The 12,126-nt window shown below is 42.2% G+C and carries 10 protein-coding genes; 7 read left to right on the top strand and 3 right to left on the bottom strand.

Annotated elements, in window-relative coordinates; translation table 11 throughout:
* Positions 1–51: 51 nt before the first annotated feature.
* From aldA to A3G9_RS0104825, 3 genes are all read right to left on the bottom strand, one after another.
* Entirely contained in the window at positions 52–1,506 is a 1,455-nt protein-coding gene (aldA, locus tag A3G9_RS0104835; RefSeq protein WP_002818147.1) for an aldehyde dehydrogenase, read from the bottom strand.
* Positions 1,507–1,564: 58 nt separating this feature from the next.
* Entirely contained in the window at positions 1,565–2,686 is a 1,122-nt protein-coding gene (locus A3G9_RS0104830) for an NAD(P)-dependent alcohol dehydrogenase (protein WP_002821582.1), read from the bottom strand.
* Positions 2,687–2,832: 146 nt separating this feature from the next.
* The gene (locus A3G9_RS0104825) at positions 2,833–3,636 is read right to left on the bottom strand and encodes an alpha/beta fold hydrolase (RefSeq protein WP_002818149.1); all 804 of its coding nucleotides are present in this window, start codon (positions 3,634–3,636) and stop codon (positions 2,833–2,835) included.
* A 242-nt stretch (positions 3,637–3,878) separates the two neighbouring features.
* Here A3G9_RS0104825 and A3G9_RS0104820 point away from each other — a divergent pair, with 242 nt between their 5' ends.
* The 7 genes from A3G9_RS0104820 to A3G9_RS0104790 all read left to right on the top strand — a co-directional run bounded on the left by A3G9_RS0104820 (position 3,879) and on the right by A3G9_RS0104790 (position 12,126).
* A complete protein-coding gene (locus A3G9_RS0104820) occupies positions 3,879–4,883 on the top strand; it encodes a lipoate--protein ligase (protein ID WP_002821581.1) in 1,005 nt (334 codons plus the stop codon).
* 10 nt (positions 4,884–4,893) lie between these two features.
* Complete coding sequence (locus A3G9_RS0104815; RefSeq protein WP_002818153.1) at positions 4,894–6,030, top strand: thiamine pyrophosphate-dependent dehydrogenase E1 component subunit alpha; 1,137 nt, start codon at positions 4,894–4,896, stop codon at positions 6,028–6,030.
* A gap of 2 nt (positions 6,031–6,032) precedes the next feature.
* On the top strand, positions 6,033–7,013 hold the full coding sequence (locus A3G9_RS0104810) for an alpha-ketoacid dehydrogenase subunit beta (protein ID WP_002818154.1): 981 nt from the start codon (positions 6,033–6,035) through the stop codon (positions 7,011–7,013).
* Positions 7,006–8,352, top strand: coding sequence for a 2-oxo acid dehydrogenase subunit E2 (locus A3G9_RS0104805; protein ID WP_002821580.1), 1,347 nt, complete (start codon positions 7,006–7,008; stop codon positions 8,350–8,352). Before A3G9_RS0104810 ends, A3G9_RS0104805 begins: the two co-directional genes overlap by 8 nt.
* Before the next feature lie 2 nt (positions 8,353–8,354).
* Complete coding sequence (gene lpdA, locus A3G9_RS0104800) at positions 8,355–9,776, top strand: dihydrolipoyl dehydrogenase (protein ID WP_002821579.1); 1,422 nt, start codon at positions 8,355–8,357, stop codon at positions 9,774–9,776.
* A gap of 63 nt (positions 9,777–9,839) precedes the next feature.
* Positions 9,840–10,631: a tyrosine-protein phosphatase gene (locus A3G9_RS0104795; RefSeq protein ID WP_002821578.1), complete on the top strand. Its 792-nt coding sequence runs from the start codon at positions 9,840–9,842 to the stop codon at positions 10,629–10,631.
* 280 nt (positions 10,632–10,911) lie between these two features.
* Positions 10,912–12,126 (top strand): aminotransferase class I/II-fold pyridoxal phosphate-dependent enzyme, encoded by a 1,215-nt coding sequence (locus A3G9_RS0104790; RefSeq protein WP_002821577.1) that lies wholly within the window; start codon positions 10,912–10,914, stop codon positions 12,124–12,126.

Below are 12,126 nucleotides of genomic sequence, written 5' to 3'. Positions count from 1 at the left end.
ATATTGTTAGATCACGGAGGTTTTTAAATTATCAATTAATTTACTATGCTATTAGTCGGCTTTTTCCGGATGGCGTTGTAAGTAAACTACATGAGTATTGACATATTCTTCTAGACCGTGTTTACCGTCGGCACCACCGAGTCCGGATTCTTTCCAGCCGGCGTGGAAGCCCTGCATCGCTTCAAAATTGAAGCGGTTGATGTAAGTTTCACCATCCTCCAATTCGTTAGCAGCGGTTGCAGCAGCATCCATATTTTCGGTAAAGATCGAACTGGTCAAACCTAGTTTACTGTCGTTTGCCATATCGATGGCTTGATCCAATTTTTTAAAGGTTAGAATCGGCAGTACCGGGCCAAATATTTCTTCTTGGACAAGTTCGTCGGACTGCTTGACGTTTGTAACGACTGTAGCTGGATAGAAGTAGCCTTTCCCTTCAGGACGCTTGCCGCCACATTCGACTTTTGCGCCGGCTTTAACGGCCCTTTGAACCATTGCATCGACTTTTTCGACGGCAGCTTTGTTGATCAATGGTCCCATGCCGATATTTTCATGCTCAATCGGATCACCGATTGTTGTCGCGGCCATTTTGGCAACTAATTTCTTCGTGAATTCCTCGGCGATATCTTCTTGCACATAAACACGTTCACAGTTGTTACAAAGTTCTCCGTTATTATCAATTCTCGAATTAATAATCGAGTCGACGGCCAAATCGATATCGGCATCTTTGCAAACAATCGCTGGAGCTTTTCCACCTAACTCCAAACTAACCTTAGCCACGTGATTAGAAGCATCGGCCATAACCCTTTTTCCGGAATCAACCGACCCGGTTAAGGAAATAATACCAATTTTTTCGTTTTTGGACAATTCGCTGCCGACAACCGAGCCTGGGCCGGTAACGAAATTCAAAACACCTTTTGGCAATCCGACCTGGTTGGCTAACTTAGCAAATTCCAAGGCGATGTTTGGGGTATCGGAACTTGGTTTAATTACAATCGTATTTCCGGTTACAAGCGCTGGGGCAAATTTTCTGGCAATTAGAAAGAAGGGGAAGTTCCACGGCAGAATTCCAGCTGCAACTCCGATGGGCTGTTTTAATAGGGCAATGTTTTCGTTGGCGTTATCGGATTGAATTACTTCTCCTTCGTAAGTTCTTCCCTGAGCAGCCATGTAATCGATATAATCGGCTGAGAAAGTAACTTCTGTCATCGCCAACGAGAGAATTTTCCCTTCTTCTTCACTCAAAGTGCGGGCCAAGTAGTCAGCGTTTTTGCGAATTAGAGCAGCAATTCTAACTAGGTAAGAACCTCGTGTTGCAGCGGGGACTCGTTTCCAGTCTTTTTGTGCTGCATAGGCATCGTCAATCGCCTCTTTAACTTGTTTTAATGAAGCTGAAGGCACCTGCGAAATTGCTTCTTCGTTTGATGGGTTATAAACGGTTATTTTTTCTCCATTATCAGAATCAACCCATTCACCATTTATATACATTTGATATTGTTTTAGAGCCATAATAATTGCTTCCTTTTATTTAACAAAAGATTTCAATTTTATTTATCTGTAAGTTGGATCAGTCGCCGGGCTGATAATCTTTATCGATGACCAAGACCGGCTTGATTGTTTTACCGTTAACAGAATCAGCATCTGCTTCGTTTATCTGTTCGAATGGGTAGAACTTCTCTGTTTTATCAAACGGGAATTTACCCATTTTGTAGTATTCGATTAATCTTGGAATGTCGACTTGAGGAATTGAATCACCCATGTTGACGCCAATAACTTTCTTGTCCATGACACAAAGATCATTCCATGAACTGATATTGATTAATTTTGGTGTTACGGCAATCAAGGCGCTCGTTCCACCGGCACCCAAGGCTTTAATCGAGTCGGTCATAACAGACTGGACGCTGGTTGTGTCAACCGCGTAATCGACACCGCGGCCATTGGTTATTTTTTTAATGGCATCGACCACGTTCTCGTTTTTGCTGTTGACAACATCGGTTGCCCCGACTTCTTTGGCCAAATCCAAGCGGGACGGAACAATATCGACTGCAATTACTTTCGTACAGCCAACAATGATTCCGGCCATCATTGCAGCCAATCCGACCGCTCCGGTTCCAAAAACAGCCATTGTTGAACCAGGTTCCGGTTTTAAAGTATTCAAAACAGTTCCCGAACCGGTTACGTAACCACAGCCGAGCGGTCCAAGTTTACGCAGGTCGAGACTCTTATCGACTTTGATTGCATTTCTTTCGTGAACAGTTGTATGAGTCGTGAATGATGATTGATCAAACATATCACTTACGTGGTGGCCGTTCTCTTTAAAATGATCACTTCCATCGGGTTTGGTTCCACTCAAATTATATTTGGCATAGTCCAGGCACTGAGTCGGTATGCCCTTTAAACAATTGACGCAGGTGCCGTCTGAATAAAATGACATAACGACGTGATCACCTGGTTTAAATTGTGAAACCCGAGGACCGACTTTTTCGACAATTCCGGCACCTTCATGCCCAAGAATTGTCGGAAAAGTCCATCCGGCATCTCCTTTTCTTAATGCTTCATCGGAATGACAAATTCCACTTGCAACAACCTTTACCTGGAGTTCGTCATCGTCCATATCAGCCAATTCGACATCGTCTTTGATTTCAAATTTATCACCAACTTTGGGAATAACAGCAGCTTTAATTTTCATAATTTAACATCTCCATTTGTGTTGTTTGCTTAACACGCCTCAAAGATAGTTCAATGTGAATAAATTTACAAGGTCTTTTTAGGCAAAAAATGCAAGTTGAAAACTGTTTTTGAAAATTAAAAAGCAGGAGTAAGAACTCCTGCAAATCAGTAACTGTTTTTTTGAATAAATTTAATTACGAGTCGATTGAATTCATCGGCTGACTCCAGATGTGGAATATGACCGCAGCCTTTGAAAGTATAGGCCCTTGCAAAAGGGCTCAAACTTGCAGCAGCCTTTGAATGCTCCGACGACCATAAAGGGGAAGCCGAGCCGGCCAAAAATAAATGGGGAACAGTTTCATTTTTGATTTCTTCGCGCCAATCCTGGACCAGAGAGTCAAGCAACAAAGGTTGATTGAAATGAAAATCGAAAGGTTGATAGCTCCTATAGGCCTCTCCCAAGATTCTTTTTATTTCGCTACTGATTGGTAATCTGGTCAATTTGGTCGTTTCGATTAAAGCTGCATTTTTATAAAAATTTTCCCAACTGCTGTTAAACAAGCCGAAAACCCAGTCGTTTTCACTAATTGCTTTGGGAGATTGATCTTCGGTAACAACTGCTTTAACGTTTTGGCAACCGAAGAAAGATAGGTAGGCAAAAATTGTCGATGCCCCCATTGAATGGCCGATCAGAACGGGTTTTTTCAGCTTGAGATGATTGATTAATTCTGCTAGATCAAAACCGTGACGAGCTATCTGCATTCCATAGGGAACACTTTGGCTTTTTCCGTGGTTTCTTCGATCGTAAGTAATTACTTTAAAACCGGCTTTCACAAAATCATTGATTTGTGCCGCCCAAGTTGCTTCATTTCCCGAGTAGCCCTCGATAAATATCAAAGCCTGCCCATCTTCTTTTCCTTGAATATGGTATTTGATCCTAACTTTATCATTTGTTTGAAAATTAGCCATACAGCCAGTATAAAATAACTATCATTTTCAAGGAGATTGTGAATTAATTTATAATCAGATATTTTTATAGAAAAATTAAATTTGTAATAATATCAAAACTTTTACTAAAAAGAAAAGCCCTTTAAACAGCCTTTTTGAACCAATGTTCAATTTGCAGACTTTTTTTCAGTGTTAAAATAGAGTCGTTAATTAAAAGCGCTTACAGAAATTGTGGGCAACATTTCACAAATTAGAGGTTAGAAATGCAATTTATCAAATACTTTGGGAACGACGCCTACACGAATATCGCGATGGATACTTGGCTTTTATATAATTTAAAGCCCCAAGAAGCGGTCTTTTCTTTATGGCAGAACAAAAATGCTGTCATTGTAGGACGAAATCAAAATACCTTTGCCGAGGTAAATCAAGATTATATTGACGAGCATGATATCCAGGTGGTTCGTCGGGTTTCCGGTGGCGGAGCTGTTTACCATGACTTGGGAAATATTTGTTTTACCTTTTTTGTTCCGGTAGCGAGCAGTGCGGAAGTCGATTTTCATAAGTTCGTCAAACGAATGTACGACGCATTGCGTGAAGTCGGTATCGATGCACAGATTACCGGCCGAAACGATTTGACTGTCGACGGTAAAAAAGTCAGCGGTAACGCCCAACGTTATGCCGGCGGTTATTTAATGCATCATGGAACTTTGCTTTGGAATTCAAATGTCGAAACAATGGTTCGTTCATTAAATGTTGCCGACGAAAAATTTATTTCCAAGGCAGCGACTTCGGTTCGTTCACGAGTCGGTAATATCAAGGATTATGCTCCGGCCGGATTAAGTCTAGAGAAATTCTGGGAAGCCCTGCAGTACTATTTATCCGACGAAGGCAAGGATCGAGAATACGTTCTCAGCAGCGCGCAAAAACAGTCAATTATTGATTTACGAAATAAGCAGTTTGCTAGCTGGGATTGGAATTATGGCCGAAGCCCGGAGTTTGATTTCAATAATCATCGAAAATTTGATGCCGGCGCGATCGATGTACACGCAAATGTTGATAAAGGTTTGATCAAAGACATTGTTTTTACCGGCGATTTCCTGGGTGTGCGCGATTGGCGGGAGATCAAAGATCGATTTATTAATCAGCCGTTCAATGCAAATGTAATTTACGATATCTTACAAAAAAATGTCGATGGCCAATATTTTGGCGCAATTGATAATCGTGAATTGGCAGATATGTTCAATGCTAAAACTGAACAAAAATTATAGGAGGAACAAGATGTCAAATATCTCAAAAACAAATGATCAGATTTTGGATTTTGATTACCAGCTAAAAGCTCAAGATGATGCTTTTCCAACGTTAAAGGTTTTGGACAACGATGGTAAAATCGTTGACGAAAAAGCTTTGGAACGTGCTGATTTAAGCGATGATGATCTGATTAACATTTTTCATAATATGCTGCTTAACCGGCAACTGGATATTCGTTCAACTAAATTAGCAAGGCAGGGCAGGTTTGGTTTCTTTGCTCCGACCGCTGGACAGGAAGCGTCGCAAATGGCTTCGGCCTATGCTTTTCACGATGAAGACTGGCTCTTTCCGGGATACCGTGATATTCCCGAAATAGTTGCTAAAGGATGGCCGATCTGGAAGGCGATTCTATGGAGCCGCGGTCACGTCGTTGGGAATGAATATACGACCGATGATGGTAAAGAAGTTAATTCTTGGTTTCCACAAATTATTATTGGCGCGCAGTATGTGGAGGCAGCCGGTGTCGCTTTGGGATTAAAGAAGCGAAACAAAAAAGCTGTTTCTTATGCTTATACCGGCGATGGTGGCACTTCGCAAGGCGACTTTTACGAAGGAATGAATTTTGCGGCGGCTTATCATGCAAATGAAGTCTTCTTTGTTCAAAATAACGGTTTTGCTATTTCGACTCCACGCAAACTTCAAACTGCTGCTCCACATTTGGCGGCCAAAGGCTGGGCAGTCGGCGTTCCAAGTCTGGTAGTCGACGGACAGGACGCAATTGCTGTTTATCTTGCAGCCAAAGAAGCACGGGCTTGGGCAGTTTCTGGCAAAGGGCCGGTTTTGATTGAGACTCTGACAGACCGTTTCGAAGCTCATTCTACTGCCGGAGACGACCCCCTTCGTTACCGTACCAAAGAGGATATTGCTGATTGGTGGAAAAAGGATCCTTTGATTCGCATGCGCAAATATATTACGGACAAAGGACTTTGGGATGAAGACAAAGAGAATGATTATATTGCCCAGATTGATGCCCGAATCGATGAAGATATTAAAAAAGCCGATAACATCGACAAGCAAAAAATCAGTGACTACTTGAAGAATACTTTGGAAGTTCCTGGTTATGCAATGAAAGAGCAAATTGAAAAATTCGAAAGTGAGGGCAAGTAAAAATGGCTGTTAAAAGTTACATTGATGCCGTTAAAGAAGCTCAGGATCTCGCCTTGGAACATGATAAAAATGTTTTGATTCTTGGCGAAGATGTCGGCAAAAACGGTGGTGTTTTCCGAGCTACCGACGGCTTGCAAGACAAGTACGGCGAGGACCGTGTTTTTAACACTCCATTGGCTGAATCCGGGATCGGTGGTCTGGCGATTGGTTTGACCACTCAGGGCTATCGTCCAATCATGGAAATTCAATTTTATGGCTTTATATACGAAGTACTTGATTCTTTGGCCGGCCAAATGGCCCGCAATCGTTTCCGCTTTAACGGAACCCGCCAAATGCCGATTGTTGTTCGTGCACCTTATGGTGGCGGAACAAAGACACCGGAAATGCATTCCGATAATTTAGAGGGCCTGGTTGCCCAGACTCCAGGATTGAGAGTTGTAATGCCTTCTAATCCATCAGATGCCAAAGGTTTGCTTTTAAGTGCGATCGAATCAAATGATCCAGTTATTTTCCTTGAAAACCTGCACCTGTATCGTTCGATCAAAGGCGAAGTTGCCGAAGGATATTACACGACCCCATTGGATAAAGCAGCTGTCGTTCGGAAAGGAAAGGATATTTCCATTATTACTTATGGTGGAATGACACCGGTTGCTTTGAATGCCGCCGAAGAGTTGTCCAAACAAGGGATTGATGCCGAGATTATTGATTTGCGAACTGTTTCACCCCTTGATATTGAGACGATCGGCGAATCGGTCAAGAAAACCGGACGCGTGGTTGTTGCCCAAGAAGCACAACGAATGGCCGGAATTGGAGCCAGTGTGATGGCGGAAATTTCCGAAAGATTCATTTTAAGTTTGAAAGCACCGGTTGGTCGGGTTGCCGCTCCTGATTCCATTTATCCTTTTGCCCAGGCAGAAAACGATTGGATGGTTAATGCTGACGATATCATCGACAAAGTTAAGGAGATTGTAAATTATGACTGAAATCTTTAAAATGCCTGATATTGGCGAAGGAATGGCTGAGGGAGAAATTTCCGATTGGCTGGTTAAAGTCGGCGATCAGGTCAAAACCGACGATTCGGTTGCTGAAGTTCAAAACGACAAGCTTCTGCAGGAGATCCTTTCACCCTATTCTGGAAAAGTCACGAAGTTATTTGTTGAACCGGGAACAACAGTGAAAGTTGGCGAACCTCTGATTGAGTTTGATGGCGACGGTAGTGGTTCGGCCGCTGACGATGGCCAAAGGGGAAAAACAGAGGCCAAGGAAATAGAAGAACCCGCGGAAAGCGAAAAAAAGACAGCGGTTTCCAGCCAAGCATCTCCAGCAGCTCCAACTTCTGATTCTTCAAATAGCAGCGGAGCGGCAACAGCTTCCAACGGCAATATTTTGGCAATGCCGTCGGTTCGCCACTATGCTCACGAACATGGAATCGATTTATCCCAGGTTACGGCCAGTGGGCATCACGGCCATATTACGATGTCCGATGTTGAGAACTTTTCTACTTCTTCTGCTGCCCCTGAGAAGGAACCAGAAAATCAGCCAAGCGAGGCAGAAACAACGACAAAACAAACGGCTTCGGAATCTGCCCCGACTAAAAAAGCCGCAGCTCCCGACCCACTTAAAGAAGGCCGGGTTTCGATGACACCGGTTCGTAAGGCGATTGCCAAAGCCATGTCGCTGCAAAATTCTACTATTCCTACAGTTACTAATTTTGATCAGACTGAAGTTTCAAAACTGGTTGCCCATCGCAAGCAATTCAAGCCGATAGCCGCTGATCAAAATATTCATTTGACTTATTTGGCATATGCGGCCAAAGCTTTGGCAGCTACGGCTAAGAAGTTTCCGGAAATCAATGCATCGCTTGATATGGACAAACAAGAAATTGTATACCATGATGATATTAATTTGGGAATTGCCGTGAATGCACCAAGCGGATTGTATGTACCGGTGATTGCCCATGCTGATCAAAAACCGATTATGGCAATTGCTCAAGAAATTGAGGATTTGGCAGCTGCTGTTCGTGATGGTTCTATTAAGCCCGATCAAATGCGTGGCGGAACAATCACGATTTCCAACATCGGTTCTGCACGTGGAACTTGGTTTACACCGATTATCAATGCTAAAGAAGTTGCGATTCTTGGTTTAGGATCGATTGTTAAAGAACCGATTATTTCAGACGACGGTACAATCGTTGCCGGTCAAATGATGAAACTCAGTTTGAGTTATGACCATCGTTTGATCGACGGCATGCTTGGTCAAACTTCAATGAACTATTTGAAGAGCCTGTTAGCTGATCCGGCTTACATGCTGATGGAGGTGTAATTATGGCAACTGGTGGTGTTGTTGGAGCTCAAGCGACTGATATTGATACTGTAGTAATCGGATCAGGCCCCGGTGGCTATGTCGCCGCTATCAGAGCGGCAGAGCTGGGTCAAAAGGTTACGATTATCGAAAGTACTTTTATCGGCGGTGTCTGTTTGAATGTTGGATGTATTCCCTCTAAAGCTTTGATTAATGTCGGCCATCATTATCATGATGCCGTCTCTGAACAACCTTTTGGTTTAAAAAGCAGCGGAACCGAACTTGATTGGAAAACTACTCAGGAATGGAAACAGAAGAAAGTTGTCAACCAATTAACCGGCGGTGTTGAAATGCTCTTAAAGAAGCATCGTGTCGATATTATTCATGGAGTTGCTTCTTTTGTCGATAATAAACAAATTAATGTCGTAAAGGGCGATGATCATGAGCTTTTTCAGTTTAATAATTGTATTCTAGCAACTGGATCGCGACCGATTGAAATTCCCAGTTTTGCTTTTGGCAAACGAATTGTTGATTCGACTGCTGCTTTGTCTCTACCGGAAATTCCTAAACACCTGATCGTGATCGGCGGCGGTGTGATCGGCTTTGAGCTTGGCAGTGTTTACCAAAATCTTGGCAGTAAGGTCACTGTTATCGAAGGACTCGATCATGTTCTGTCGGGTTTTGATAAAGAAATGATTCAACCGGTCTTGGATGATTTCAAGGCCCAGGGAGGCGAAATTTTCACCAGTGCCAAGGCAAAGTCCGCGTCTCAAACTGAAAAAGACGTTACGGTTACATTCGAAGCTGATGGCAAAGAGCAAACGGTAGACGGCGATTATCTTTTGGTTTCCGTAGGCCGTAGGCCGAATACCGATAATATCGGTTTGAACAATACAAATGTTAAATTGACCGATCGTGGATTGGTTGAAATTGACGACACAATGAAAACGAACGTTTCCCATATTTACGCAATTGGCGATATTACTGTTGGGCCGGCTTTGGCTCACAAAGCCAGTTTTCAAGGTAAAATTGCTGCAGCAGCGATTTCCGGCGATCAAAATGCCCATGACCTTCATTACTCGTTGCCGGCCGTTGCTTATACAAATTACGAATTGGCAACAACTGGCGAAACTCCGGAGAGCGTTAAAGAAAAGAAACTCGATGCAAAAGCTTATAAGTTTCCTTTTGCAGCCAATGGCCGAGCTTTATCAATCAACGAGGGGAAAGGCTTCATTCGCTTGATTTCCGACAATCAGACCAAAGCTCTGATCGGATCGCAGATCGTCGGTCCTGGGGCCTCTGATTTGATTTCCGAATTATCTTTGGCAATCGAAAATGGTTTAACAACCGAAGATATTAGTTTGACGATTCATCCTCATCCGACACTCGGCGAAGCGATCATGGATGCATCGGAATTAGCTGATGGTTTGCCGATCCATATTTAAAATGATTTGATAACCAGGTTTTTAACCTGGTTTTTCTTTAGTGAAATTAGTTAAGATTAATTTATGGATAAAAGACGCGTTTTACCAGTTATCGGTGGTTATAATTTCAGAGATATCGGCGGCTATACTTCGGCCGATGGACGAAAAATAAAATGGGGAAAACTTTTTCGAACGGCCAACATGGCTTATCTTTCACAAGCAGACCTGCTTTATTTGCAAGAACGAAATGTTGATACAATTGTCGATTTTCGGACACCTATCGAAGTTGAAAAGGAACCTGATCGGGTTCCAAAAAATGTTGTCGATCTGAATATTCCGGCAATGGATCTGGATAGAACCGATTCGACCGCTGATTATGCTCAATTAAGCAGGGAGTATAAAGAAAAAAATTCCGGTTATTTGAAAATGATTAATAATTATGAGCATTTAGTCGCGGATGAATTTTCCAATGTTGCCTATCGCAAGTTTTTCGATTTATTGTTGAGAAAAAAACAGACACTGGCTTTTCACTGCACGGCTGGCAAGGATCGAACAGGAGTTGCTTCAATGCTTTTCATGGAGGCGCTTGGAATCAGCGAAAACCAAATTAAACATGATTATTTAATTACTGATCGTTTGTCGACTAAAATTGTCGACGGCAAAGTGGACTATATGAAAAAGAAAGGTGCTAGTGCCGAAGAGATTGCCAATATTCGTTCGCTATGGACAGTTAATATCGACTATTTGCAAAGAGCAATCGATACCGTTAAATCCTTATCCGGCGATCCAATTACTTATTTGCATGACTATATACACTTAGAAGATAAAGATATTGACGCTCTTCGTGACAAATACCTTTTTGAAGAGAAAAAATAAGGAAATTATTATTCGAAGATTGTGAAACTAAAAACTTTTTTGAAAAAGATCTGAAAATATATTGACAAACGATTGTTTTTCCGTTAATCTTAGCCTTAATTTCGATGACAGGAATACAGACACAAAGCAATAAAAACTATTACTGGTTTACGCGTATACCCGCGTAACCAGTTTTGGTCGCGGGTTTATCCCGAGACCGCTAGATAGTTTTAAAGGCACTCTTGGGATAAAAGCAAGAGTGCTTTTTTGTTTGGAAAATCTAAGGAGAAGAGGAAAGAAGATGCCAGAAGTTAAAAAGAATTTAGACAAGAAAACCAATTCATTTGTTCAGGGAGCAAAACCGAGTCAAATCCTTTCTTTGAATAAAGAATTCAAAAAAATCGACAATATCGTCCTGCTCACAGTTGGCGAACCGGATTTTAATACGCCCGAACATATTAAAAAAGCGGCCATTGCCGATATTCAAGCAAACGACTCACACTATGGTCCGTCAAGTGGAACACCTGAACTGTTGCAAAGTGTTGCTGATTTTTTAAAGAATCATTATCACTTGAATTATGATCCGGCAACGGAAATTGTGAACACACTTGGAGTTACCGAGGGAATTTGCGATACGATGAAAACAATTCTTAATCCGGGTGACGAATTAATTGTTCCTGAGCCGACTTTTCCGGTCTATGCAGCAGCAGCCTCGGCTTTTGGCGGAAAAATAGTTCCGGTTTCAACCGAAGAGAGTGGTTTTATTTTAACAGCCGAAAAATTAAAACAGGTATTGTTGGCGCATCCCCAAGCTAAAGCAATTGTTTTGACGACTCCAGGCAATCCGACCGGAGTTGCTTATAACGAAAAACAGATTCAGGCACTTGTCAACGTTTTAAAGAATCATGATATTTTTGTTATTTCCGACGAGATATATTCTGAATTGACTTATGATCGTCCTCACAGTTCTTTTGCAGCAGCTTTGCCGGGGCAAACGATTCTCTTTAATGGTGTTTCCAAATCGCATGCAATGACCGGTTATCGTCTTGGAATTATTGCCGGACCGCAAGCGATAATTTCTCAAATTGCTGTTATTCACCAGTTGATAACAACTGCACTCCCTGATGTTGTTATGGCTGCAGCAACAGAAGCTTTTTCTGCCGGTGAAAATGATGCCGCTACCATGCGAGTTGAATATAAGAAACGTCGGGATTATTTAATCGATGCTTTCACAAAACTAGACATTTCTTTTGCCTATCCGGACGGCGCCTTTTATTTCTTTTTTAAGATTCCCGATTATCTTGAACAGGATGGTTTTAAACTGGCAAGACAAATCGCTGAAGAAGCGAAAGTCGGTTTGACACCGGGAGTTGCTTTTGGCCAAGCCGGTTATCTTCGACTTTCCTATGCTGCTTCGCTTGATCAAATTAAAATTGCCGTGAATCGTTTATCAGAATTCTTTTCCAAACAAAAACAGGCACAGGCAAAGATATATGAGAAGTCGACTACAAAATAG

This window comes from Oenococcus oeni DSM 20252 = AWRIB129 (genome assembly GCF_000372485.1).
GTDB lineage: Bacteria > Bacillota > Bacilli > Lactobacillales > Lactobacillaceae > Oenococcus > Oenococcus oeni.
Note: the sequence above shows the minus strand (reverse complement) of the source record. Positions and strands in the feature narration are given on the sequence as shown.